The organism is Azospirillum sp. 11R-A (assembly GCF_049472615.1).
GTDB lineage: Bacteria > Pseudomonadota > Alphaproteobacteria > Azospirillales > Azospirillaceae > Azospirillum > Azospirillum palustre.
Genome location: NZ_JBCEBL010000001.1, coordinates 249,009 through 274,187 on the forward strand (window position 1 = coordinate 249,009; position 25,179 = coordinate 274,187).

General features: G+C 67.7%; 24 protein-coding genes. 7 read left to right on the top strand and 17 right to left on the bottom strand.

The window, feature by feature from the left end; genetic code table 11:
• Positions 1-48: 48 nt before the first annotated feature.
• The 6 genes from moeB to VH569_RS01275 all read right to left on the bottom strand — a co-directional run bounded on the left by moeB (position 49) and on the right by VH569_RS01275 (position 6,143).
• Positions 49-1,206, bottom strand: coding sequence for a molybdopterin-synthase adenylyltransferase MoeB (gene moeB, locus VH569_RS01250; protein ID WP_423313370.1), 1,158 nt, complete (start codon positions 1,204-1,206; stop codon positions 49-51).
• 13 nt (positions 1,207-1,219) lie between these two features.
• Positions 1,220-1,504: a MoaD/ThiS family protein gene (locus VH569_RS01255; protein ID WP_423313372.1), complete on the bottom strand. Its 285-nt coding sequence runs from the start codon at positions 1,502-1,504 to the stop codon at positions 1,220-1,222.
• A complete protein-coding gene (locus tag VH569_RS01260) occupies positions 1,501-2,922 on the bottom strand; it encodes a TfuA-like protein (protein ID WP_423313374.1) in 1,422 nt (473 codons plus the stop codon). Before VH569_RS01260 ends, VH569_RS01255 begins: the two co-directional genes overlap by 4 nt.
• On the bottom strand, positions 2,919-4,247 hold the full coding sequence (locus VH569_RS01265) for a YcaO-like family protein (protein WP_423313376.1): 1,329 nt from the start codon (positions 4,245-4,247) through the stop codon (positions 2,919-2,921). Before VH569_RS01265 ends, VH569_RS01260 begins: the two co-directional genes overlap by 4 nt.
• A gap of 129 nt (positions 4,248-4,376) precedes the next feature.
• On the bottom strand, positions 4,377-5,354 hold the full coding sequence (locus tag VH569_RS01270) for a hypothetical protein (RefSeq protein ID WP_423313378.1): 978 nt from the start codon (positions 5,352-5,354) through the stop codon (positions 4,377-4,379).
• Positions 5,355-5,537: 183 nt separating this feature from the next.
• A complete protein-coding gene (locus tag VH569_RS01275; RefSeq protein ID WP_423313380.1) occupies positions 5,538-6,143 on the bottom strand; it encodes a GNAT family N-acetyltransferase in 606 nt (201 codons plus the stop codon).
• A 301-nt stretch (positions 6,144-6,444) separates the two neighbouring features.
• Between VH569_RS01275 and VH569_RS01280 the strand changes: the two genes are divergently transcribed.
• From VH569_RS01280 to glyS, 4 genes are all read left to right on the top strand, one after another.
• Positions 6,445-6,894, top strand: a complete 450-nt coding sequence (locus tag VH569_RS01280) for a hypothetical protein (protein WP_423313382.1) — start codon at positions 6,445-6,447, stop codon at positions 6,892-6,894.
• Between the two features lie 132 nt (positions 6,895-7,026).
• Positions 7,027-7,326: a hypothetical protein gene (locus VH569_RS01285; RefSeq protein WP_423314111.1), complete on the top strand. Its 300-nt coding sequence runs from the start codon at positions 7,027-7,029 to the stop codon at positions 7,324-7,326.
• 144 nt (positions 7,327-7,470) lie between these two features.
• Positions 7,471-8,367, top strand: a complete 897-nt coding sequence (locus VH569_RS01290) for a glycine--tRNA ligase subunit alpha (protein ID WP_376956938.1) — start codon at positions 7,471-7,473, stop codon at positions 8,365-8,367.
• Positions 8,368-8,371: 4 nt separating this feature from the next.
• The gene (gene glyS / locus VH569_RS01295) at positions 8,372-10,459 is read left to right on the top strand and encodes a glycine--tRNA ligase subunit beta (protein ID WP_423313386.1); all 2,088 of its coding nucleotides are present in this window, start codon (positions 8,372-8,374) and stop codon (positions 10,457-10,459) included.
• 31 nt (positions 10,460-10,490) lie between these two features.
• Here glyS and VH569_RS01300 read toward each other — a convergent pair whose 3' ends face one another.
• The gene (locus VH569_RS01300) at positions 10,491-11,129 is read right to left on the bottom strand and encodes a chemotaxis protein CheC (protein WP_423313388.1); all 639 of its coding nucleotides are present in this window, start codon (positions 11,127-11,129) and stop codon (positions 10,491-10,493) included.
• A 5-nt stretch (positions 11,130-11,134) separates the two neighbouring features.
• Entirely contained in the window at positions 11,135-11,494 is a 360-nt protein-coding gene (locus tag VH569_RS01305) for a response regulator (RefSeq protein WP_109445820.1), read from the bottom strand.
• A gap of 158 nt (positions 11,495-11,652) precedes the next feature.
• On the opposite strand from VH569_RS01305, the gene VH569_RS01310 reads away from it, so the two are divergent.
• From VH569_RS01310 to VH569_RS01320, 3 genes are all read left to right on the top strand, one after another.
• Positions 11,653-12,123 (top strand): putative toxin-antitoxin system toxin component, PIN family, encoded by a 471-nt coding sequence (locus VH569_RS01310; protein WP_423313391.1) that lies wholly within the window; start codon positions 11,653-11,655, stop codon positions 12,121-12,123.
• Between the two features lie 133 nt (positions 12,124-12,256).
• The gene (locus tag VH569_RS01315; protein WP_423313393.1) at positions 12,257-12,715 is read left to right on the top strand and encodes a hypothetical protein; all 459 of its coding nucleotides are present in this window, start codon (positions 12,257-12,259) and stop codon (positions 12,713-12,715) included.
• 240 nt (positions 12,716-12,955) lie between these two features.
• The gene (locus VH569_RS01320) at positions 12,956-13,495 is read left to right on the top strand and encodes a DedA family protein (RefSeq protein WP_376956949.1); all 540 of its coding nucleotides are present in this window, start codon (positions 12,956-12,958) and stop codon (positions 13,493-13,495) included.
• 83 nt (positions 13,496-13,578) lie between these two features.
• Here the strand turns inward: VH569_RS01320 and VH569_RS01325 are convergent, their stop codons facing one another.
• The 9 genes from VH569_RS01325 to cysS all read right to left on the bottom strand — a co-directional run bounded on the left by VH569_RS01325 (position 13,579) and on the right by cysS (position 25,174).
• Positions 13,579-14,799 carry an HD-GYP domain-containing protein gene (locus tag VH569_RS01325; protein ID WP_423313395.1) on the bottom strand — a complete coding sequence of 407 codons (1,221 nt, stop codon included), beginning with the start codon at positions 14,797-14,799 and terminating at the stop codon, positions 13,579-13,581.
• A 123-nt stretch (positions 14,800-14,922) separates the two neighbouring features.
• A complete protein-coding gene (locus tag VH569_RS01330) occupies positions 14,923-16,158 on the bottom strand; it encodes an SLC13 family permease (protein ID WP_423313397.1) in 1,236 nt (411 codons plus the stop codon).
• A 22-nt stretch (positions 16,159-16,180) separates the two neighbouring features.
• Positions 16,181-17,005, bottom strand: coding sequence for an MBL fold metallo-hydrolase (locus VH569_RS01335; RefSeq protein WP_376956955.1), 825 nt, complete (start codon positions 17,003-17,005; stop codon positions 16,181-16,183).
• 217 nt (positions 17,006-17,222) lie between these two features.
• Positions 17,223-19,448 (bottom strand): phosphoribosylformylglycinamidine synthase subunit PurL, encoded by a 2,226-nt coding sequence (purL, locus tag VH569_RS01340; RefSeq protein ID WP_423313400.1) that lies wholly within the window; start codon positions 19,446-19,448, stop codon positions 17,223-17,225.
• A complete protein-coding gene (purQ, locus tag VH569_RS01345; RefSeq protein WP_109075620.1) occupies positions 19,445-20,134 on the bottom strand; it encodes a phosphoribosylformylglycinamidine synthase subunit PurQ in 690 nt (229 codons plus the stop codon). The genes purL and purQ overlap by 4 nt, the downstream gene beginning before the upstream one ends.
• Before the next feature lie 112 nt (positions 20,135-20,246).
• On the bottom strand, positions 20,247-21,473 hold the full coding sequence (locus tag VH569_RS01350) for an ammonium transporter (protein ID WP_423313402.1): 1,227 nt from the start codon (positions 21,471-21,473) through the stop codon (positions 20,247-20,249).
• A gap of 226 nt (positions 21,474-21,699) precedes the next feature.
• On the bottom strand, positions 21,700-23,070 hold the full coding sequence (locus tag VH569_RS01355; RefSeq protein WP_423313404.1) for a TldD/PmbA family protein: 1,371 nt from the start codon (positions 23,068-23,070) through the stop codon (positions 21,700-21,702).
• Positions 23,071-23,190: 120 nt separating this feature from the next.
• A complete protein-coding gene (locus VH569_RS01360; RefSeq protein ID WP_423313406.1) occupies positions 23,191-23,622 on the bottom strand; it encodes a DoxX family protein in 432 nt (143 codons plus the stop codon).
• A 175-nt stretch (positions 23,623-23,797) separates the two neighbouring features.
• Positions 23,798-25,174 carry a cysteine--tRNA ligase gene (gene cysS, locus VH569_RS01365; RefSeq protein ID WP_423313408.1) on the bottom strand — a complete coding sequence of 459 codons (1,377 nt, stop codon included), beginning with the start codon at positions 25,172-25,174 and terminating at the stop codon, positions 23,798-23,800.
• Positions 25,175-25,179 lie beyond the last annotated feature (5 nt).

Genomic DNA, 25,179 nt, shown 5'->3' on the forward strand with positions numbered 1-25,179 from the left:
CAGCAGGCCGGTCCGATTGCGGGACAGGGAATACGCCACCGCTCTCCATCACCCCGCGCACACCGCCGCGATGTCGCTCAATTCCGGATGCGCCCCGGCCGAACAGGACGGGCAATCGGGATCGACCGGAACCGCGATCTCGTTGAACTCACCGCGCAGGCCGTCATAGAGCAACAGCCGTCCGGCCAGCGGTTCGCCGAGGCCGAGCAGCAGCTTGATCGTCTCGGCCGCCATGATGGTGCCGATCACGCCGGGCAGCACGCCCAGAACGCCGGCTTCGGCGCAGGACGGTGCATATTCGGCCGGCGGCGGTTCCGGGAACAGGCAGCGGTAACAGGGCCGCACGCCCGGCGCCCCTCCGCCGAACACCGACACCTGCCCTTCGAAGCGGAAGATGGCGCCATAGACGTTCGGCACGCCCAGCCGCAGGCAGGCATCGTTGACCAGATAACGCGTCGGCAGATTGTCGGACCCGTCGACCACCACATCGTGCCCGGCCAACAGGTCCAGCACATTGGCCGCCTCCAGCCGCGTGTCGTGCGACACCACCTCGATGGTCGGGTTGAGGTCGAGCAGGGCGGTGCGGCCGCTCTCCACCTTGCGCTGGCCCAGCCGGCTTTCGGCATGCAGGATCTGGCGCTGAAGATTGCTGCGCTCGACCCGGTCGTCGTCGATCAGGGTCAGGCGCCCGACCCCGGCAGCGGCGAGATACAGCGCGATGGGCGAGCCCAGCCCACCGGCGCCGATCAGGGCGACACGGCTGCGCAGCAGCCTGTGCTGTCCGGCCTCCCCCACCTCCGGCATGGTCAGGTGGCGGCGGTAGCGCTCGCGCTGGGCGGCGTCGAGCTGCGGCGGCACTTCAACCGGCAGGCCGCCGGCCTTCCAGGCGGAAAAGCCGCCGGCGACCGACCGCACGTCCCGATAGCCCAGCCGCAGCAAATCCTCTGCCGCGAACAGCGACCGGGTGCCGCCGGCACACATCAGCAGTAGGGGACGCGCCGGATCGGGCGCCTTCTCTTCGATCCGCAACTCTAGGAAGCCGCGCGGCAGGCGCAGCGCACCGGCCGGGCTGCCGGTCGCCGTCTCCTCGTCCTCGCGGACATCGACCAGCAGGGCACCGTCCCGTTGCAGGGCCAGCGCGTCGGGGGCGGCGACTTCCGCGATGCGGGCGCGCAGTTCGGCGAGGCGCCGGTCCTTCAGGCTCATGACGCGAGGCTCCTCAACCGCCGGCCAGGGCGACCATCAGGGTCAGGGTGGCGCCGGCCGGCAAGGCCGCTTCCAGCCCGCCCAGCCGACGGACATCGTCGCGGCCGAGATAGACATTCACGAAACGGCGCAGGTCGCCCTCCGCGGTGAACAGCCGGTCGCGGAAGGCATCCTGCCCGGCGGTCAAAGCCGCCAGCGCCTCACGCACCGTGGCGCCCGGCACCCTCACCTGATCGCGCCCGCCGACGAAGCCGCGCAACGGGGTCGGCACGCGGATGGTCACCTCAGCGTTCGTCACGTCTGCATCTCCTCTTCCGGCATCGCCTCTCCAGCGGGCTCCTGCGGCACCGCCTGAGCCAACGCCGCTTCCGCCTCAACCGCCAGTTGGCGGAACAGGTCGCGCACCTGCTTGGCCCGCATCAGATCGATGCGCAGGTCCAGCAGGTCCTTGAAGCCATATTCATACGACCAGACGTCGGCCGGCGCATCAACCCGGCAGGCGGTGCTGGCGACATGCTCGGCCAGCAGTTGCTCCACCGTTTCCTTGGGCTGGCGGCTGGCGTCGCCGAAATGCAGCTCCATCACCCGCTCGACCAGCGCCGCCTCTTCGGCCGTGGATTCGTAGAGTCCGCGCAGGCGCAGCTCGTTCAGCACCGGCTTCGTCGTCCGCGCCAGGAAACGGCGCGGGACCAGCCAGAGCCGCATCGCCCGTTCGATGGCCAGCTCGGTCATCAGCTCGCTGAACTCGTCATCGGTCAGGTCGTTGCGGCGGCACCAGTCGGCCAGCGCCTCCGCCCCCACGAGTCCGCGCATGGCGCAGAAACGCCGGGTTTCCGTCCGCACCGCCGCTTCGTCCACCGTGACGCCCATCACCTCCGCGAACTGGCGGATCAGCAGGCGGCCGAGTGCGGCATTGTTGATTTCCGCGAAGTCCGGCCGATGCAGAGCGGCGTGGGAGGCGATCTCCGACAGCGGGACGGTGTTGCCGCCATGGCAGACGCGGCGGTCGCGCTCGTACAGGACATCGAAATAATGGGACGCGTTGAAGTCGAACGGCGCCGGCCGCGGCGGCATGATGAGGCTGCCGAGATGGCTTAGCAGAACCTCCGCATCGCGGCGCTTCTGGTCGATCCCGCAGCTTTCCAGGAAGCGCTGCAGCCGGTCCGTTTCCTCCCCGCTCAGCCCGGCTTCGGCGAAGATGCGGTCGCGGGTGCGTTCGGTGAAGTACAGCCCCTTGGCGGCGACGATCACCCGGTCGTGCAGGGTCCGGTCCGCCACCCCGGCGGCCAGCGCCGCCGCCATGCCGGCGCGCAGGTTCACCAGCGGCTCCGACAGCGGGAGCCAGCCGTCTTCAGGACCGGCATGGGCCAGCGCCACCTCGTCGTCACCGGTCAGCCGGCCGTCGACATAGCCGCGCGCAACCTCGCCGACCGGCACCATGCCGAAGGGATGGCATTCGGCCGCCCGCAAGGCGCCCATGCTGGACGCGCCATAGACCGCCACGCCCTTGTGCAGGGCATAGAGGATCTCCTTGTGCCAGACCGACAGCGACTGGCCGAACACCCCATCGATCAGGGCGATCACGTCCGGCCGGTGGATGGTCATGGCGCTGATGATGTCGGCCTGCGCCGCCGGCGGCAGGAACACCGCATCCGGCAGGATCGCGCGGGCATCCTCCACCGGCATGGTGGGGCCCAGGAACACACAGATCTTCATGCGACCGATCCCATTTGCGCCCCCATTTGCGCCTGAGACGCATGCGCCTTCAGAGCGTCCGCGAAAGCCAGCGGCCGGGCACCCGGAGTGTAGAAGTCGAACTGGTAGCCTTCCAGCCCCGGCACCAGAACCCGCACCACCGGAATGCCGATCTCCGGCAGGGTCAGGTCGAAGACGAGCGCCTGCTCGATCCCGGCGCGGTGCAGCACGGTCAGCAGGATGGTGATGTCGCCTTCGAAAGTCGGGGTGGCGTGGTTCCGGTGGCGGCGCCCGTCGGTGTTGATCGGCGTCGCCTCCAGCGCCGCGATCTCGGCATTGCCATCGGCATTCTGGTTGCGGACCAGATCGCGGCGGAAGAAGTCGTCGCGCGAACCGGCGATCAGGACCAGCCGCGACTGCACCGCCTCGGTCAGGGCGCGGCACATGGCGACCGCCGGCTCCAGATGGCTGCCATAGCCACGATTCATGCCGGTCTTGCGCATCTCGCGGTCATAGACGATTGCCATGTAGCTCGGCACGCCCAGGTCCGTCGTGACGTCGAACAGCAGCGGACGGATGCCGGCCTGCTCGAACCGGTGCAGCAGGTCGCGCACGGTCGGCGCATCGATGCTGTCCAGATTGACCCGCGGCGTCGGCCAGTTGAGCCGGTCGCCGGCATAGCGCCAGCAGGCCACGGAGTCGCGCTCGATCACCTCGTAGAGACCGGAGGCGACCGCCTCCAGGATGTGGTTGCCGCTGGCCAGCCCGTTGGTTCCCATGGCGTAGAAGCTGCGCGCGCCCGGCTTGGTCCCCGGCGGCATGCTGTGCAGCCCGACCGAGGTCCAGGGAGCGGCGATCGGACGGCCGCTGATCAGGTCCCAGCCCCAGGTCCAGATCTCCGGCCGGTCGGGACGGAAGGAGCCGTGCTTGGTTCCCGGCAAGCGGTCCAGCGGGATGCGTCCGTCGGCCGGCAGGTCGTTCCACGCCGCCTCGACATGCGGCAGGCGCAGATGCTCGGCATGGTGGAACTCGATCGCCTCCATCGCGGCGGAGACCGTCGCGGCGGCGAGGCTGAAGCCCTTGCCGGCGCTGCCCGACAGGGTCGGGCTGTTCGGCCGGTGCCCGATGACGGTGTGGATGCCCAGACGGTCCAGCCCGGTCACGTCGGCCAGCCGCGTGATGCCGCAGCGGGCGAAATGGGGCGAGATGCGGGCCAGCGTCTCTTCCGGCGTCGACGTGCGGTGGGTGCCGATGAAGAAGCGCTTGGTGGCGCGGTGGACGGTGTCGCCCAGGCGGATGCCGGGGAACTCCGGATAGACGGTGTCGGGCGATGCGCTGTCAGCCATGGGATGGATCAGGACTCGCGGTTCCGGCCGGTTCGGAGGGAGATGGATTGTCGCCCCGCGGGACGCGGGACGCATAAGGACAAAGAGGGGCCGGCCGTCTCCCGTGAGGATAGGCCGGCCCCGATGCGATTACGCCTCGGCCTTGGGATCGTCGCCAGCCGCTGCCGGGCCCTGCGATGCGGAGGCCGACGCCCCAGGAGTGGCCGCAGCGGACGTCGCCGAAGCGGACTGCGCCGCAGCGGAGGTTGCAGACGCGGAGGTTGCCGATGCCGACATCGCCGATGCGGAATGAGCGGAAGCCGGAGCGGCGACTGCCGAGAAGGCCGGGGCAGGAACAGCCGACGCAGACTGCGCGGCAGCCGAGAACGCCGATGCCGGGGCGGCGACCGCCGAGAAGGCCGGAGCCGGGACAGCCGACGCAGACTGCGCGGCAGCCGAGAACGCCGACGCCGGAGCGGCSACCGCCGAGAAGGCCGGAGCMGGAACAGCCGACGCCGACTGCGCGGCAGCSGAGAATGCCGATGCCGGAGCGGCGACCGCMGAGAAGGCCGGRGCCGGAACAGCCGACGCGGACTGCGCAGCAGCCGAGAACGCCGAAGCCGGTGCGGCGACCGCCGAGAAGGCCGGAGCCGGAACAGCCGACGCAGACTGCGCGGCAGCGGAGAATGCCGATGCGGAGGTCGCCGACGCCGAAGCGGCCGAAGCGGAGGCGGATGCCGACTGCGCGGAGGCGGAGAAGGCGGGGCCCGGAGATGCCGACGCGGAGGTGGCGGAAGCTGACGTGGCCGAGGCCGAAGTGGCAGAGGCAGAGGTCGCAGACGCCGAAGTGGCAGAAGCGGAGGTGGCGGAAGCCGACGTCGCCGAAGCCGAGGCGGCGGTCGCAATCGACTCGACTGCCACGGCGCTGTCCAGACCGCTCTCTTTGCCCGTCAGGGAGTTGAAGGCGTCGGCAGCGGCGCTGTGGACATGGTCGGGAAGGACACCGCCGAACCCGCTCTGTGCCAGCAGGGCTTGCTTGCCCTGAATATCGAGGGCGTTCAGCTGATTACGGAATTCGCCGTCGGTGGCGAGGCGCTTAATGAGGGCGAGTGCCTGTTCCTTGGCCATTTACGGGCCCCTCCTGCAATCGGTCAGCCAATAGGATTGCTGCGAATGGTATGCAACGGCTAAACCAATAGCATAGGCAATCCGCAAAAATTCTAGTGAAAATGCACAAGAATCGGCGATTGCCTCGGAAATTTTAAGTCCGGCACAGCCGCTCCCGACACCGGCAAGGCGGGGCGGATGGCTTTAGAGCAATACGCCTTTCGCAATACGCCGCCTTGCGCGCCATTCCTCACGCGTCTGGTGCCAGACATCCGCCTCCGGCGGGTTGACCGGTTCAGGCAGCAAGGTCGACCCGCGCACCTCCGCCCCCAGCTTGCGCGCCACCGCCTGCGAGGCCGTGTTGCGGGGATGGATGGTGTGAATAACTTCGGTCCAGCCGAGATGGTCGAACACCCAATCAATGGCTGCGGCAGCGCTCTCGACCGCATAGCCCCGCCCCCAGCAATCCGGCATGATCGCCCAGCCGATTTCCGGCCCCGGCCAGCCGTCCGGCACCCACGGCCCGACCCGGCCGACCCAGCGGCCGGTCTCCTTCTCGATGACGGAGAACATGGCGAAGCCCTGAATCGACCAGGCACCCGCCATCGACAGGAAACCGCGCCAAGCGACCGGACGCGACTGCACGCCACCGATGAACTCGGTTCCCTCCGGATTGGCCATCATCGCCGCCCAGCCATCGAAATCGTCCGCCTGGGTCGGCCGCAGGATCAGGCGAGCGGTTTCCAGCATCGGTTCATCCCTGGGGACAATCATCGCGCCGCCTCGATCATCAGCAAAAAGCGCAGCCATGCCGCGAGAACCCTCCTACACACCGCCCGAGGGGAAGATCGGGGCGAAAACTTCACAACCGAAGCGTATTTATCGAAACCCGTTCGGCAACGGATGCAAGAAACATCATTCACAAGCATCGAACCGGCGTCCAGAGCGAACTGTCGGCACCACCACTGCACAGCATGACCTTGACCGAACACATTAGGCTTTCTGGGCTAGAGCGACGCCGTGAATCGGATCCCATATAGTAGGGCGATGCCCGGCCGTTCCATACGGCCCGGGCGGACAAAAAGAACAGACACTAGTACGGAGCATAACGATGTCGCGGTTTCGGATGGCGATTCTGGCCTTGGCGGCGGTGAGCGGTGCGACCCTGGCCCTCTCCGGTTTCAGCGGCGGCGCTGCAGCCCAGTCCAAGCTGGATTCCTCGGGCAAGCCCGTTTGGGACGATAGCCACAACCAGCGTCCGACCGCGGCCAGCGACCGCGCGCTGCCGGCCGGCGTGGTGACCCTGCGCACGGCGACCTCCGCCCCCGGCCTGCTCGGCGTCTATGCCGTCAACGGCCTGCCCTTCGACATCGTGCTGAGCCGGGTCGATGCCACCCAGTGCATCAACATCGTGCCGGAGGATTGCGGACTGCTCGGCACCGACATCCGCGTCGCCACCGGGACGGAGGTTCTGGTGCGCAGCGTGCGGCAGGCCGACATGACCCGTACCTATGGTGTCGTCCCGGTCTACAACTGGCGCCCGGCCGTCGCCGCCAAGTAAGCCTGTCGCTATCGCAGGACCGCCGCATGCTCTCGCGGCGGTCCTGTCACCTTCCACTCCCCCGTCTATTTCCTTGACTTCCCGTCACCTGCGGGCTGAATGCGCGGGAGATCAGACGGGTTGCCGGCGATGATGTCCTTGTCCAAGATTATTCTTCTTGCGCTGGTGATCGGCGCGGTCTGGTTCGGCTGGCGCTGGGTCAACCGCGTGCAGGAGATCGGCCGCGCCCGCAGCGCCGCCCGTCGCCAGGACGCCCCCCCTCAGCACGGACGGCGCGGCGGCGCAGCCGGCGGCGCGTCCGCGCGCAGTGCCGGCGCGCCTGCCCCGGCGTTTGAGGCGGAGGACATGGAGAAATGTCCGGAATGCGGCGCCTATGTCGCCCCGCGCTCCGCGGTGTCCTGCGGCCGCCCGGCCTGTCCCTACGGCCGCTGACACGGCCGCCAACGGCGGGAATCGCCCTCCGCCATCCCCAGACACGACGCCGCGGCGGCGCGATCTGCCGCGCTGCGGCTTGATTTGACGCTGGCGCCCGCCTATCGTGCGGCGCGTTTTCAACATTTCTATTGTGGACCGTCCATGGCCTCCCAGATCGGGACTTCCGACGGCGGAAATTCCGCCGACCGCCGCGGCCTGTCGTTCCAGGCCCTGATCCTCAAGCTCCACCAGTTCTGGTCGGAGCAGGGTTGCGTCATCCTGCAGCCCTACGACATGGAGGTCGGCGCCGGCACCTTCCACCCCGCGACCACGCTGCGCGCGCTGGGGCCAGAGTCCTGGAAGGCGGCCTATGTCCAACCGTCGCGCCGGCCCAAGGACGGCCGCTATGGCGAGAACCCGAACCGCCTGCAGCACTATTACCAGTACCAGGTCATCATGAAGCCCTCGCCGGCCAACGCGCAGGAGCTTTACCTGGACAGCCTGCGCGCCATCGGCATCGACCCGGCGCTGCACGACATCCGCTTCGTCGAGGACGACTGGGAAAGCCCGACGCTGGGCGCCTGGGGCCTGGGCTGGGAGGTGTGGTGCGACGGCATGGAAGTGACGCAGTACACCTATTTCCAGCAGGTCGGCGGCATCGAATGCGACCCCGTCGCCGTCGAGTTGACCTATGGGCTGGAACGCCTCGCCATGTATGTGCAGGGCGTGGAGAATGTCTACGACCTGGACTTCAACGGCCAGGGCGTGAAGTACGGCGACGTGTTCAAGCGCGCCGAGATCGAATACTCGAAGCATAATTTCGAATTCGCCAACACCGACATGCTGCTCCAGCATTTCAAGGACGCCGAGGCCGAGTGTCAGGCGCTGGTGGCGCAGAATCTTGCGCTGCCCGCCTATGACCAGTGCATCAAGGCGTCTCATCTGTTCAACCTGCTGGACGCCCGCGGCGTGATCAGCGTTGTCGAGCGCGCAGCCTATATCGGCCGCGTGCGCACGCTGGCCAAGGCCTGCTGCGAAGCCTGGACGGGGGCGAAGTAAACCCATGACCGAACTCCTGATCGAATTCTTCTCCGAAGAAATCCCCGCCCGCATGCAGGCGCGGGCCGCCGACGACCTGAAGCGCCTCGTCACCGACAAGCTGGCGGCGAACGGCCTGACCTTCACGGCCGCCGATGCCCATTCCACCCCGCGCCGTCTGGCACTGGTGGTCGACGGGCTGCCGGAGCGCACCGCCGACGTGCGCGAGGAGAAGAAGGGTCCGCGCGTCGGCTCGCCGGAGCAGGCGGTCGCCGGCTTCCTGAAGTCGGCCGGGCTCGACAGCCTCGACCAGTGCGAGCAGCGCGACACCGGCAAGGGCGTGTTCTATTTCGCGGTGACCGAGAAGAAGGGCCGCGAGACCGCCGAGGTGCTGGCGGAAATCATCCCCGCCGCCATGGCCGAGCTGCCCTGGCCGAAGTCGATGCGCTGGGGCACCGGCACCGTGCGCTGGGTCCGTCCGCTGCACTCGATCGTCGCCCTGTTCGGCGGGCGCGTGCTCGACGGCGGCTATGACATCGGCGGCACCCAGGGCCGCATCGTCTTCGGCAACGGCACCCGCGGCCACCGTTTCCTGGCGCCCGACGCCTTCACGGTGGAGAGCTTCGCCGACTACAAGGAGAAGCTGCGCGCCGCCAAGGTCGTGCTCGGCCGCGAGGAGCGCAAGGCCAAGATCAAGGCCGACGCCGAGGCGCTGGCCAAGGCCCAGGGCCTGACCCTGTCGCCCGACGACGCCCTGCTGGAGGAGGTCGCCGGCCTCGTCGAATGGCCGGTCGTGCTGATGGGCAGCATCGACGAGAGCTTCATGGACGTGCCGTCGGAGGTGCTCATCACCTCCATGCGCACCCACCAGAAGTATTTCGCCGTGCTGGACGCCGAGGGCAAGATGGCCCCGCGCTTCATCGTCGTGGCCAACACCGAGACGCTGGACGGCGGCAAGGCCGTGGTCGCCGGCAACGAGCGCGTTCTGCGCGCCCGCCTGTCCGACGCCAAGTTCTTCTGGGACCAGGACCGCAAGACCAAGCTGGAAGCCCGCGTCCCGGCGCTGGAGAAGATCACCTTCCACGCCAAGCTGGGCACGGTGGCCGAAAAGGTCACCCGCGTGCAGCTGCTGGCCGCCGAGATCGCCCGCGCCATCGGTGCCGACAGCGATGCCGCCAGCCGCGCCGCCCTGCTGTGCAAGGCCGATCTGGTGACCGAGGTGGTCGGCGAGTTCCCCGAGGTTCAGGGGATCATGGGCCGCTACTACGCGCTGGGCCAGGGCGAGAGCGCCGACGTCGCCAACGCCATCGCCGATCATTACAAGCCGTTGGGTCCGTCGGACAGCTGCCCGACCGCCCCGGTTTCGGTTTCGGTGGCGCTGGCCGACAAGATCGACACGCTGGTCGGCTTCTTCGCCATCGACGAGAAGCCGACGGGATCGAAGGACCCCTACGCGCTGCGCCGTGCCGCACTGGGCGTGATCCGTCTGGTGCTGGAGAACGGGCTGCGGGTGAAGTTGGGCGAAATTTTCGCGGCGGCGCATGGCGCCTACAAGGTCAGCGGCTTCGCCCCGGCCGGCAGCGTCGGCGGCGATCTGATGTCCTTCTTCGCCGACCGTCTGAAGGTGGTGCTGCGCGAGCAGGGCGTCCGCCACGATCTGGTCGATGCGGTGTTCGCGCTCGGCGGCGAGGACGATCTGGTCCGGCTGCTGGCCCGCGTGAAGGCTTTGCAGGCGTTCGTCGGTTCCGACGAGGGCGCCAACTTGGCAGCAGCCTACAAGCGCGCGTCCAACATCGTCCGCATCGAGGAGAAGAAGGACGGTGCGAGTTTCGACCGGCCGGTCGATGCCGCCCTTCTGGCCCAGGACGAGGAAAAGGCTCTGTTCGCGGCGCTGAACGAGGCCTCGGCCACTGCGAAGCCGCAGCTGGATGCCGAGGACTTCACCGGCACCATGGCGGCGCTGGCGAAGCTGCGCGGCCCGGTGGACGCCTTCTTCGAGAAGGTCACGGTGAACGCGGAGGACAAGGACCTGCGCGCCAACCGCCTGCGCCTGCTGACGCAGATCCGCACGACGCTGAACGCGGTGGCCGACTTCTCGAAGATCGAGGGATGATGGAATCGGGGGGCGTTCGCGCCCCCCTTTTTTACAGCCCCGCCAAGGCCCGCCGGATCGCCTCGCGGAAGGCATCGAGCGATGCGATGTCCAGCAGGAACAGCGCATGGCCGCTGGCATCGCCGGCCGCCAGCGCCATGTCGATGCGTACGAACAGCACCGGATCGGTGCCGGACCCGATCACCGCCGCCGGCGCGCCGGCGCCATAACCCGGAACCGCACCCGACAGCTCGCCGCCGATCAGGTTGGACAGGCTGGCGAGGCAGCCGTTCAGGATGATGTTGCCGATCTCGGTCAGCGCGTCCTGCTCCATCTCTCCCGGCGCCTCGGCGGCGGGGTCGACGGGGACGAGGCGGCCGACCAGGGCCAGCGTACCGCGCTCGGGGAAGATCAGCATCGCTTCGCCGGTGAAGGGACCGGTGAAGGCACCGCGCACCGCACAGACCGGCTGGTCGCCATCCAGCTCGTCGCCGACCTCGCTGGTGATGCGGGCACGGGTCGAGACTGCGAAGGACGGCACCGACAGATGCACCTCCTCGCCCAGCATCGAGCTGAGGGCGGCGGCCGCTTCGCCCATGCCGATGTTGAACAGTTCGGCGATGGCATCGGCCTCGTCGGCGTCGAGACGGAGCGGGTCGTCCGCCGATGGAACCGATCCGGGCTGTCCCATCGCCGTCACTGCCCGGCCGCGGCGAGGAAGTCGCGGATTTTGTCCGAGGTGATCGGCTTGGCGATGAAGCGGACGCCCAGCGCCTCGGCCTTGCGCCTCAGCGTGTCCTGGACATTGGCGGTCAGCAGCCCGATCGGCAGGCCGACGAAACGCTCCTTCAGCCGTTCGGCGAGAACAAGCCCGTCCATGCCCGGCATGTTGTAATCGACGATAGCGGCGACCGGCGGCGCCTCGCCGACGATCTCCAGCCCCTCCTCGCCGCTCGCCGCGGTGACGATGGTCCAGTCGGGCCGCAAGGAGGCGATGACGCTGGAAACCATGTTGCGCGCAAGTCGGCTGTCGTCGACGACGAGGATGCTGGTCATGCCGATACTTCCGTCCTAAAGAGTCCGTTCACACCTTACCGGGTTATTACCGCAAAGCGTCCCTGCCCACAACAGACGCCTCGTATCAGGCCCGACAACTTCAACCGACACAGCCCTGCAATATATCAATGCTCAGTTCCGACAAAGCCGCCTCCGACATGGTTCGCTCCCCCATCCGCCCCCCCGTCCGGGCCGTGCTCGACACCAACATCCTGGTGGCCTACGCGCTGCTGGGACGTGCTGCTGCCCGGCGCCACGATGCGATCCGCCGGTGCGTGGAACGGGTGCGTGCCGACCGCGGCCTCGTCGGCAGCAGCGAAACGCTGGCCGAGCTGCGGGAGGTGCTGATGCGCCCCACCTTCGACCGCTACGCTGCCGCGACCGAACGCCGCGCCTTCCTGGAGGGCATCGGCGAGGAGATGACTCTGGTCGCACCGGCCGCGGTCGGTCGGCTGTGCCGCGATCCGGAGGACGACATGTTCCTGGCCGCCGCCGTCGGCGGCTCGGTTCCCTGGCTGGTGACGGTCGACCGTCAGCTCCTGTCGGTGCGCCAGGCCGGCGCCACACGCGTGCTGCGGCCCGAGCGATTCCTGGAAGCGGTGACCGTCCAGGATGCCCCTCAGGCATAGCCCGACAGAATCCACTCGACAAACCGACCGCGATTTCTAGAATGAAAAGAGAACACATCGCAAACTGCGAGTGAACGGGATTGGCCGCCGCAGCGCTGGCGGCATCGATGGAGCGCAGGGGGCATCTGCAGCGATGAGCGTCCAACGGCTATTGTTCGACGACCTGCCGGAAAGCGAGCCGGTGCGCAAGCCGCGCCGGGCGCGGGCTTCCGCGACGGGTGCCGCCCCCTCGACCATGGCCGCCCAGGTCGCCGTGGACGTGGTGCGGGAAGCCGCACCGCTGCCCCGGGCGGCGGCGATGGCGGCGAGCGTCGCGACCCTGCCGCTCGCCCCCCCGGCCCCGCCGCCTCCCCCGCCGGCCTTCGACCCGGCGGCACTGTCCAACGCGGAATTGCGGGCACTGGTGCAGGCGCTGCCCGACCAGCGGCTGGCCCATCTGCTGATCGAAGCGGCGCGCGAACTGAAGCGCCGCGCCGCCCCCGACTCCGGGGATACCGACGGCGAGGACGGAGAAGGCACGAGGGAGCCGAACCCCGCCCTGCTGCGTGCCGCGCGGCAGGCGGTGGGAGAGCTCTCGGGCGAGGATTTCTGACACGCCAGTCTCACTGCCCCAGTCTCACTGCTGGGTGCGTCCCTTCGTCAATAAAGTTTCCGAGACAAACCACACGGCTTTATGTCATGATCCCTTCCAGCCCACGCTTTATATGCCGCATCGCACAATAAAGCGGTATCAAAGCGCCGCCGGGCACGCCGAACCCACATGCGACGTCTCCCGGAGGGAGCTTTGGACTGGATTTCGTGGTTGCAGGAATGGGGGAACGCCTTTTACCCGATGGCCTTTGTCTGGGCCTTTTTTGAAGGTGAAACATTTGTAATCTTCGGCGGGATGGGCGCCAAGCTCGGTATCGTCAATCTTTACTGGCTGGTCGGGTCGGTGTGGGTCGGCAGTTTCCTGGGCGATCAGGTCTGGTTCTGGTTGGGCCGCCGCTGGGGCAAGAAGGCACTGGCCCGTTTCCCCTCCGCTGATGCCCACGCCTGCCGGGTGCTGGGTTGGCTGGAGAAATACGGCGTCGCCTTCATCCTGGTCTTCCGCTTCCTCTACGGCGTCCGGAACATCGCGTCGGTCGCCATCGGCACCTCGGGGATGCCGTGGTCGCGCTTCCTGTTCTGGAACTTCATCGCCGCCGGCATCTGGGCCTGGAGCTTCGCCGGCGCCGGTTACATGTTCGGTGAGGCTGCCGCCGCCATCGGCGAGGATGGACCGAAGATCCTGCTGCTGACCGGCCTTGCCATCGGCGGTCTGTGGCTCGCGATCAAGAGCATCCGCTGGGTCCGCCGCCGCGCGCTCGCCGCGACCAATCCGGCCGAGTGACCCGCACCTGAGCGGGTTGAGCCTGAGACAGGGCCGGTGCGGGAGGTCGTGGACCGCCCGCACCGGCCCTCTTTCGTCAGGCCTCAGGCATCCTGCGTTTCCTGATCCTTCAGCCGCTCCCAGATCTCACCGAACTCCGCATGGCGGGCGGCGAACAACGCCAGCAGGCGCGGGTCGAAATGGACCTTCGGGTCCAGGCGATCATCACCGTTCAGCAGGATGTCCACCGTCTTCTCATGGCTGAATGACGGCTTGTAGGGCCGGGCGCTGCGCAGCGCGTCATAACAGTCGGCAATGGCGACGATGCGGGCGGCGAGGGGAATTTCTTCGCCCTTCATGCCGAACGGATAGCCGGTGCCGGCCCATTGCTCGTGATGGTACAGCGCGATCTCGGCGGCCATCTTCAGCCGGTCCGATGCGACCAGGATGTCGTGGCCATAGACCGGATGGCGCCGCATTTCCGCAAGCTCACGCTCGTCGAGCCGGCCCCGCTTGTGCAGAACCGCCTGATCGACGCTCATCTTGCCGACATCGTGCAGGGCGGCGGAAAAGCGGATCTCCCGGCAAAAGGCGCGGCTGCAGCCGGCCCAGGTCGCCAGCATGTAGGAATATTCGTTGACCCTCAGGATGTGGTTGCCGGTGTCCTCGTCATGCACCTCGGCAGCGCGGGCCAGCAGATTGACCGACACCATGAAGGCCCGCTCCGTCTCCGCCTGGAGTTCGGCGACACGGCGGCGCTCCTTGGTCAGGGCGCGGTTGCGTTCGGTCAACCGCTCCAGCGTCGCAGCGCGTTCCAGCGCCCGGCCGACGATGTGGTTGACCGGGGCGATCATCTGCTCATGGTCGGGCAGAAAGGCCGGCGGCCCCTCCAGCGGGCGGCGGTTGATCAACTGCACCACGCCGATGGGCCGGTCACGGAACCCCTTCAACGCGAAGGCCATGATGGACCGGGTGCGGAAGCCGGTGCGCTGGTCGAAGGCCGGGTTGAAGCTGTAGGGCCGGTCGGCCGGAATGGCGTAGGCATCCTCCAGCAGCAGCGTCTCGCCGGTCGCGGCGACATAGCCGACGATGGAGGCTTGGCTGACCGGCACCGAAAACAGGGTCGGCCTGGCGCGGATCACGTCGTTCTGCGCGCTGACCGCATCGAGATGACGGTGCCGCCCCTGCCCGCGCAACATGAAGACCGTGCCGGCCTCGGCACCCGTCAGATCGCGACACTTGCGCAGCACCCGATCGCTGAGCGACCGCAGCGACTGGTTCGGGGCACTTTCGATAAATTCAAGGAATTGGCCGACCAGACCCACAGCGCTCCCCCACCCCGGCGCACGACAATGGCGCTCCGAACAGAGTACCCCATTTGTCGCACCCGGCAGAAGGGGCTTGCAGTTCCGAAAGTCACGCGCTGGTCACAGGTCACAGCCTGCCCGTCACAGCCCCATCCAGCCACCGGCCCACAGCCAGACCGCCGCCACCGCCATCGACAGCAGCGCCATCGGCACGCCGCAGCGCGCATGCTCGACGAAGCCCAGCTTGACGCCGGCAGCGGCAGCCCGCTCCGCCACGATGATGTTGGCGAGGCTGCCCGGCAGCAGCAGGTTGCCGGCCAGGGTCGACAGCAGCGCCAGCCCGTAGAGCGCCCCTTCGGGCGGCGACGGCCAGGCAGCCAGCAGCAGGATCACCGCCGGAACGTTGCCGATGGTGTTGCTGCCTGCCAGCGACAGCGGCAGCATCACCGCCAGCCGGTCGGGAAGCCATCCTGCCGCGCTCAGGTCGTTGACCAGCGCCGTCGGAATGCCGGTCAGCCCCAGCGCATGGTTGATCGCGAAGAGCGCGCCGAACAGCACCAGAAGATGCCAGTCGACCATGCCCAGCATGTCGCGGCTGGCCATGCGGCGGCTGACCATCATCACACCGGCGATCAGCAGCACCGCATGCTCCTGCGGGATGTCGCGGGTGAACAGAATCAGCAGAACGAGCGTCGCCGCCACCGCCTTGCCCAACTGCCAGCGGTCGAGCTTCGGCGCCGCCTGCACGGCGTCCCCGTGCCCCTCCTGCGGCATGCCGAAACGGCCGCGCCAGACCAGCCAGACGGTCGCATAGGCGATGGCCATGGCCGCCAGCGCCGGGCCGCCGCAGATCGCCAGGAAGCGCCAGAAATCGAGATGGCCGACCTGCCCGATCAGGATGTTCTGCGGGTTGCCGATCATCGTCGCCGCCGACCCTGCATTGGCGGCGCCCGCCAGCCCGATCAGGTAGGGCCGCGGGTCCAGCTTGCGCGCCTGTAGCCCCAAGCACAGCATCGGCGTCATCGCGAAGACGACCACGTCGTTCGCCAGCACCGCAGACAGCCCGCCGGCGACCAGCACGATCACCGCCAGGAGCCGCGCCGGCGACTTCGCCGCCTGCGCCACCTTCAGCGCGCACCAGTCGTAGAAACCGCTGCCGGCATATTGCGCCGACAGGATCATCAGACCCAGCAGGATGAAGATCGTCGGGAAGTCGATGGCCGACACGGCGGCGGCGGTATCCAGCGCCCCGGTTGCCAGCAACAGGATCGCTGCCACCAGCGCGATGCCGGTGCGGTCGATGCGCAGGCCGGGAAAGCCGCCCAGCGCCATGCCCAGATAGGTGGCGGCGAACAGAAACAGGATGGTTGCGGTCATAATGCCCGATGCACAGGGAATGTCAGTCGAGGGAAATGGTGGTTCCCTCGCGCGCGGCAAAACAATTTGCGAACTCTGCCTTGGCCGCCGCCTCGATCCGCTCCATCGTCGCGTCGTCGTGGTCGGGATCGTGGTGGAACAGGCCCAGCGTCTTCACATGGGCCGCGCGGGCGATCCGCACCGCTTCCATCCAGGTGGAATGGCCCCAGCCGATCCGCTGCAGCCATTCCTCGTCGGTGTAGGTCGAGTCGTAGAGCAGCAGATCCACCCCGTCGACAAGGTTCAGGATGTTGCGGTCGGGGTGGTCGGGCACATGTTCGGTGTCCGTCACATAGGCGACCGACCGCCCCTGATACTCGATCCGGTAGCCGGTGGCGCCGTCGGGATGGTTCAGCGCCGCGGTGTGGATGCGCACCCCGCCCTCCAGCTTGAAGCTGTGGCCGGGCGGCACCTCAAGGAAGCTGAGATCGCCACCCATGGTGCGCAGCGGCACCGGAAACAGCGGCCGTTCCATCTGACGCGCCATCACCGATTCGATGTCGGGACCGCCGTTGAGATGGCCGGAGATGACGCGAAGACCGAAGCCCTTGGTGTAGGCCGGCGCAAAGAAGGGAAAGCCGCTGATGTGGTCGAGATGGGTGTGGCTCAGCAGCAGCGTGGCGCCGGTCACCCCTTCGGCCAGAAGCTTGCGCCCCAGCATCCGCAGCCCGGTGCCGGCGTCGATGATGATCCGCTGCTTGCCCGCCTGCACTTCGACGCAGGAGGTGTTGCCACCGAACCCCAGATGCGAGGCCATTGGGCAGGGAATGGTGCCGCGCACGCCCCAAAAGGTGACTGAAAACCCCATTCCCCGCCTCCAGGCGCGCTCATATGCCGATCCAACCCTTTGGAGCGGTGAGTTTAACGCGATTTGCCTGTCTGTACACGACAGAGCATGAACGGCGCAGGGTGTCCGCCGCTCCCCAACCGGAGAAAGAAACGGGGCCGCCTCGCATGAAGCAGCCCCGTCGACTCGATCGGTCACCTCGATCAGGCTTGGCCGTTTTCCTTACGACCCGGCCGTCTTACAGTTCGGCGGCCATGTAGGTCGGCAGCCAGCCTTCGTTCGCCTCGCGCAGACGCTTCAGCGAGACGATCTCGCCACCGCGGCCCGACAGCGAGGTGCCGCGGGTTTCGCCCAGCACGGTGACCGGAACGCCGGCGGCCTTGGCCTTCTCCTGCACCGTCGCGGCGACGTCCGGACGGACGGCCAGGACGTAGCGGCCCTGGTCCTCGCCGAACAGCACGCGGACATGCTGGCCGTCGAAACCGGTCAGGTAGGCGCCGATGCCGCCGGCCAGCGCCATCTCGGCGATGGTGACGATCAGGCCGCCGTCGGCCGCATCGTGGCTCGACACCACCAGACCCTCGTGGATCAGGCCGCGGACGAAGTCGCCATTGCGACGCTCCACCGCCAGATCGACCGGCGGGGGTGCCCCCTCCTCACGGCCGAGGATCTCGCGCAGGAAGATCGACTGGCCGATGTGGCCCTTCGTCTCGCCAACCGCGAGGATCACGTCGCCTTCATTTTTGAAGGCAATTCCGACGGCGATCATGGCGTCCGGCATGATGCCGACGCCGCCGATGGCCGGGGTCGGCAGGATCGCCTCGCCGTTGGTCTCGTTGTAGAGCGAGACGTTGCCCGAGACGACCGGGAAGTCCAGCGCCTTGCAGGCCTCGCCGATGCCCTGAACCGCGCCGACGAACTGGCCCATGATCCGCGGCTTCTCGGGGTTGCCGAAGTTCATGTTGTCGGTGATGGCGAGCGGCAGGGCGCCCACCGCCGACAGGTTGCGCCACGCCTCGGCCACGGCCTGCTTGCCGCCCTCGACCGGGTCGGCGAGGCAGTAGCGCGGGGTGCAGTCGGTGGTGATGGCGACCGCCTTGGTCTGGCCCGGCACACGGACGACCGCGGCGTCGGCCTGACCCGACATGAAGCGGGTGTCGCCGCCGACGAGGCTGTCATACTGCTCCCAGATCCAGCGCTTGGAGGCCAGATCGGGGCAGCCGAACAGCTTGGTCAGCGTGTCGCCCAGCTCCTCGGAATAGCCGTCGAACACGCTGTCGGCGACATCCGAAGCCTTCGGCGTCGACTCCCACGGACGGTTGTATTCCGGGGCGGCGTTGGACACCGGGGCGATCGGCATGTCGCACCAGGTCTCGCCATACATCTTGATGACGAGGTTGCCGGTGTCGGTCAGATGGCCGATGACGGCGAAGTCCAGCTCCCACTTGTCGAAGATGGCCTTCGCCACCTCCTCGCGGCCGGGCTTCAGAATGATCAGCATGCGCTCCTGGCTTTCGGAGAGCATAATCTCATACGGCGTCATCGCCTCTTCGCGCATCGGCAGGGTGTCGAGCGTCAGCTCGATGCCCAGGCCGCCCTTGCCGGCCATCTCGACCGACGACGAGGTCAGGCCGGCGGCGCCCATGTCCTGGATGGCGACGATGGCGTCCGTCTCCATCAATTCCAGGCAGGCTTCGATCAGCAGCTTCTCGGTGAAGGGGTCGCCGACCTGCACGGTCGGGCGCTTCTCCTCCGAATCCTCGGTGAACTCGGCCGACGCCATGGTGGCGCCATGGATGCCATCGCGGCCGGTCTTGGAGCCGACATAGACGACCGGGTTGCCGATGCCGGCGGCGGCCGAATAGAAGATCCTGTCGGTCTTGGCGACACCCACGGTCATGGCGTTGACCAGGATGTTGCCGTTGTAGGCCGGATGGAAGTTGGTCTCGCCGCCCACGGTCGGCACGCCGACGCAGTTGCCGTAGCCGCCGATGCCGGCGACCACGCCCGAGACCAGATGGCGGGTCTTGGGGTGGTCGGGCGAGCCGAAGCGCAGCGCGTTCATGTTGGCGATGGGACGTGCGCCCATGGTGAACACGTCGCGCAGGATGCCGCCGACGCCCGTCGCCGCCCCCTGGTAGGGCTCGATGTAGGACGGGTGGTTGTGGCTCTCCATCTTGAAGATGACGGCGTCGCCGTCACCGATGTCGACCACGCCGGCATTCTCGCCGGGGCCGCAGATCACCTGCGGGCCGGTGGTCGGCAGCGTCTTCAGCCACACCTTCGACGACTTGTAGGAGCAGTGCTCCGACCACATGACCGAGATGATGCCCATCTCGGTGAAGGTCGGGGTACGGCCCAGGATGTCCAGGGCGTTCTGGTACTCCTCGGCGGACAGGCCGAACTCCTTGGCGAGTTCGGCGGTGACCGGACGCTCCTGCGCCTTGGTAGCTTCAGCGCTCACGACAGGGCCTCCACCAGACCTTCGAACATGGGCTTGCCGTCGGTGTTGCCGTGCAGGGCCTCCACCGCGTCCTCGGGGTGCGGCATCAGGCCCAGCACGGTGCGCTTGGCATTGAAGATGCCGGCGATGTCGGACACCGAGCCGTTCGGGTTGCCGCGGGGATCGCTGCGCGCCTCGTCACCGACATAGCGGAAGGCGACCTGGCCCTCGCCGTCCAGCCGCTTCACCGTCTCCGCGTCGGTCCAGTAGTTGCCGTCGCCGTGCGCCACGGGGAAACGGACGATCTGGCCCTTCGCGTATTTCTTGGTGAAGGGGCTGTCGGTGTTCTCCACCCGCAGATGCTGGACGCGGCAGACGAACTTCAGCGCGCCGTTGCGCATCAGCGCGCCGGGCAGCAGCCCGGCCTCGGTGATGATCTGGAAGCCGTTGCAGACGCCGAGAACCCGGACGCCCTGATCGGCCCGCGCCTTCACCTCGCGCATGATCGGCGAATGCGCCGCCATGGCGCCGGAGCGCAGGTAATCGCCATAGGAGAAGCCGCCGGGCACGACGATCAGGTCGACCTTGGGCAGTTCGGTGTCGCGGTGCCAGACCAGATGCGGCTTGGTCCCGCTGACGGCCTCCAGCGCGGCGACGGCGTCGCGTTCGCGGTTGGAGCCGGGGAAAACGACGATGGCGGCCTTCATGGGGCGGTCAAAATCCGGCGTCGTGAGGGGGAGGAGTTCGCGCCGGACACTAAAGCCGCCGCCCCGGCAAAGCAAGAGTCGGCCAAGGGGCGGCGGCGTTGTGCGCGGCGCATTACAGGGTCGGCGCGTCCTCTTCCGGGTACGCGGTGATGTGGTGCAACGACAGGTCGGCGCCCTTGTACTCCTGCTCGGGATCGAGGCGGATGCCGACGGTGACGCGCAGCAGGCCATAAACCGCCAGACCTGAGGCGAAGCCGAAGCCGGCGCCGCCCAGCGTACCGACGATCTGGCTGAGGATCGACACGCCGCCAAGGCCGCCCAGCGCCTCCTGCCCGAAGACGCCGGCCAGCAGGCCGCCGGTCAGGCCGCACAGACCGTGCAGCGGCCAGACGCCCAGCACGTCGTCGATCTTCCAGTCGATCTGGCATTTGTTGAAGGCCCAGACGAACAGAAGCCCGGCGATGCCGCCGGTGACCAGCGCGCCCAGCGGATGCATCACGTCGGACCCGGCGCAGACCGCCACCAGACCGGCCAGCGCGCCGTTGTGGACGAAACCGGGGTCGGTGCGGCTGATCACCAGCGAGGTGACGATGCCGCCGACCATCGCCATCAGCGAGTTCAGCGCCACCAGACCCGTCACGCCGTCCAGCACCTGGGCACTCATCACGTTGAAGCCGAACCAGCCGACGCACAGCACCCAGGCGCCGAGCGCCAGGAAGGGGATGTTCGACGGCGGAATGGCGATCAGCGAACCGTTGGGGCGGTAACGGCCGCGGCGGTTGCCGAGGTTCAGTACCGCACCCAGCGCCACCCAGCCGCCGAAGGCATGCACCACCACCGATCCGGCGAAGTCGTGGAAAGGTTGGCCGAAGGTCGCGGCCATCCAGCCTTGCAAGCCGAAGCGGGTTCCCCAGACCGTGCCTTCCAGCAGCGGGTAGAACAGCGCGATCAGCGCCAGCGTGGCGCCGGCCTGCGGCCAGAATCTGGCGCGCTCGGCGATGCCGCCCGAGACGATGGCCGGCACCGCGGCGGCGAAGGTCGCCAGGAAGAAGAACTTCACCAGATCGTAGCCATAGGCCGCGAAGCCGCCGGAACCCTTGCCGACCAGCGTGTGGGCGTCGGCGAAGAAGTCGATGCCGTAGGCCACGGCATAACCGACGAAGAAATAGGCGATGGTCGACATGGCGAAGTCCGACAGGATCTTCACCAGCGCGTTCACCTGATTCTTACGCCGGACCGTCCCGACCTCCAGCAGGGCGAAGCCGCAATGCATCGCCAGCACCATCACCGCGCCCATCAGCACGAAAAGGACGTCGCCACCCGTCTTTGCCGCATCCATTTGCACAAACCTTCAGCATTTCGCCCAAAAAAGCGGCAGATTGCTAACAGATCAGGCAGATATGCGCAAGGGCCTAGCTGACGTTTGGACAGGCAGAGTGGCGGAAATGCAGCACAAAAAGCGGGCGAACCCGCTTTGGGTTGCCCGCTGTCTGCGCAAGAACGATGCCAGATGATGAAGAGACGGGCGGAGCTGCCTCCGCCCTAAGCGGCTTGAACGCCGGCGCCTACATCCCGGCGATGGTCATGCCGTCGATGCGCACGGTCGGCGCATCCATGCCGAAGCGCAGTTCCAGGTCGTCGGCCGCCTCCATGTTCAGGAACATGTCCTTGAGGTTGCCGGCGATGGTGATCTCGTTGACGGGATAGGTGATCTGGCCGTTCTCGATCCAGAAGCCGCCGGCGCCACGGCTGTAATCGCCGGTGACGCCATTGACGCCCATGCCCATCAGGTCGGTGACGTAGAAGCCGTCCTTGATCTCCGCCAGCATGTCGGCGCGGCTGCGCTTGCCAGCAGCCATGTAGACGTTGGCGGGGGCCGGGCCGGGCGGGCCGGAGGTGCCGCGGGCGGCGTGGCCGGTTGTCGTCAGGCCGAGCTGCCGGGCGGACCGCAGATCGAGCAGCCAGGTGGTCAGCACACCGTCCTCGATCAGCGTGCGCCGCGACACTTCGACGCCCTCGGCATCGAAGGGACGGGAGCGCAGGCCGCGCTTCACATGCGGGTCGTCGACGATGGTGATGGAGGAGGCAAAGATCTGCTGCCCCATCCTGTCCTTGAGGAAGCTGGTGCCGCGGGCGATGCTGGGACCGCTGATGGCGCCGGTCAGGTGACCGAGCAGGCCGCGCGACACCCGCGGATCGAAGAACACCGGCACCTTGCAGCTCTTGACCCGGCGCGGGTTCAGGCGGCGGACAGCCCGCTCGCCGGCCTCGCGGCCGATCTCGGCGGGATCGCGCAGGTCGGCGCCATAGACCTTGCTGTCATAATCATAGTCGCGCTCCATCCCGGTGCCGGTCCCGGCCAGGACAGAGGCCGACAAGGACTGGCGCGACACCCCGTAGGTGCCGGCGAAGCCGTTGGAGGCGGCAATCGCGATGGTCGAGCGGCTCCAGCCGGCATCGCCTCCTTCGGAATTGGTGACGCCCTCGACCGCCAGCGCCGCCTCTTCGGCGATGCGGGCCCGCTCGATCAGCGTTTCCGAGGACGGCTCCTCATCGTCGCAGATGTCGAGGTCGGGCCAGCTGCGGGACAGCTGCTCCGGATCGGCGATGCCGGCGAAGCCGTCCTCCGGCACCACGCGGGCCATGGCGATGGCACGCTCGACCAGCTCGTCCAGCGCCTTGCCGCTGCGGTCGGTGGAGGAGACGATGGCCTGCCGCTTGCCGATGAACACCCGAAGGCCGAGGTCGCCGGATTCTGAGCGCTCCAGCTTCTCGGTCTTGCCCAGCCGGTGAGCGAGGGACACTGACGCGCTGTCGAACAGCACGGCATCGGCGGCATCCGCACCGGCGGCGCGCGCCTTGGCGATCAGGTCGTCCAGCAAATTCAGGACCCCGGAGGACTCCGTCTTGTGCTGGTCGTTCGGCGAAACGGTCATCAGGCTCTCCGGTTGGTCTCCGTCCTGTCTACCAAATGGGACGGCGACGCGGAACGGGGAAGAGGCAAATTGCCCCCTCCCCGCTCCGCGCCGCCGTCGAATACCGGTTTCGGTTGCGGATCAGGCCAGTTCGCGACGGTCGGCCGGGGCGCCCAGCGCCGGAACCTTCAGGGCGAAAGCGCCCTCGCCCAGCAGCGACTGCACCACCAGCAGGACCGTCCAGAAGGCCGGGAACTCCCAACCGCCGCCCTGCGCATTGAACACCCAGCCATTGCCGACATGCTGGAGCGTGGCGCCGATCATGATCGGCAGCAGGGCCAGCGCGATCCAGCGGGTGTAGACACCGGCGATCAGCAGCAGCCCGCCGCCGATCTCGCCCAGGATCACGAGATAGGCGAGGAAGCCGGGATAGCCGATGCTCTCGAAATAGCCGACGGTACCGGGAATGGTGAAGGTCAGCACCTTCAGCACAAGGCCGTGGGCCAGGAACAGCAGGCCGAGGCCGACGCGCAGCAGGAAGGCGGCATAGGGGGCGGTGCGATTGTCGATCATGGTCAGGGTCTCCTCAGTCAGGGTGGCCGGTGAGGGCCGTGTTTCGTCTGAAGGGGAGATTAGCCGGATCGACGCGCGGGATAATCAGCGGAGATGGCGAAGGTTTGTTGTGATCATGGCAACAATACTAGGGCGGACCGCCCCCTCCCACAGCGGGAAAGGGCGAATCGGCGAATTACCCCCGCTTCCAGGTCGTGCCCTGCGGACCGTCTTCGAGAACGATGCCCTTGTCGGCCAGTTCCTTGCGGATGCGGTCGGCCTCGGCAAAGTTCTTGGCTGCGCGGGCAGACTTGCGGTCGACGATCAGCTGCTCGACCTCGGCGTCGGTCAACCCTTCGGCCCCGCCGGTCGGCGCCCAGCGGAACCATGCTTCCGGGTCCTGCTGCAACAGGCCGAGCTGTTGTCCGGCCGCCAGCAGTGCGCCCTTGGCCGCGGCCTTCTCGGCATCGCTCTTCGCCTTGTTCACCGCGGTCGCCAGCTCGTGCAGATGCGCGATGGCGAGCGGACTGTTCAGATCGTCCTCCAGTGCCGCCAGCACGTCGAAGGGCAGTTCGGCCGGCATCGCCGCCGGCTCGCCGCGCAGGGCCTGATACCAGCGGTCGAGCGTGCCCTTGGCCTGCCGGATGCCCTCGCGGGTGAAGTCCAACGGCTGGCGGTAATGCGCGCTCAGCAGGGTCAGGCGGATCGCTTCGCCCGGGAACTCGTCCAGCAGATCGTGGACGGTGAAGAAGTTGCCGAGAGACTTCGACATCTTCTCGCCTTCGACCGTCACGAAGCCGTTGTGGACCCAGGTGCGGGCCAGCCGGTCGGTGCCATTGGCGCAGCAGCTCTGGGCGATCTCGTTCTCATGGTGCGGGAAGATCAGATCCAGCCCGCCGCCATGGATGTCGAAGGTGGCGCCGAGATGCTCCTTTGCCATGGCGGAGCATTCGATGTGCCAGCCCGGACGGCCACGGCCCCAGGGGCTGTCCCAGCCGGGCTGGTCGGGGTTGCTCGGCTTCCACAGCACGAAGTCGGAGCTATCGCGCTTGTAGGGTGCCACCTCCACCCGTGCACCGGCGATCATGTCCTCCAGCGAGCGGCGGGACAGCTGGCCGTAGCTCGGCATCGACGGCACGGAGAACAGCACATGCCCTTCCGCGGCATAGGCGTTGCCGCGCTCGATCAGCGTGGCGATCAGCGCGATCATCTGGCCGATATGCTGGGTCGCCCGTGGCTCGATGGTCGGGCGCAGCGCGTTCAGCGCATCCATGTCGGCATGGAACAGGTCGGTGGTGCGCGCGGTCAGCGCATCGATCGGCTCGCCGCTGTCCCGCGCCCGGTCGATGATCTTGTCATCCACATCGGTGATGTTGCGGACATAGGTCACCGCCGGATAGAGCCGGGACAGCAGCCGGAACAGCAGGTCGAACACCACCACCGGCCGGGCGTTGCCGATGTGGGCGGTGTCGTAGACCGTCGGACCACAGACATACATGCCGACATGGTCCGGGCGAAGCGGCTCGAAGCGCTCCTTACGGCGGGTCAGCGTGTTGTAGAGGTCCAACGGCACGGTCC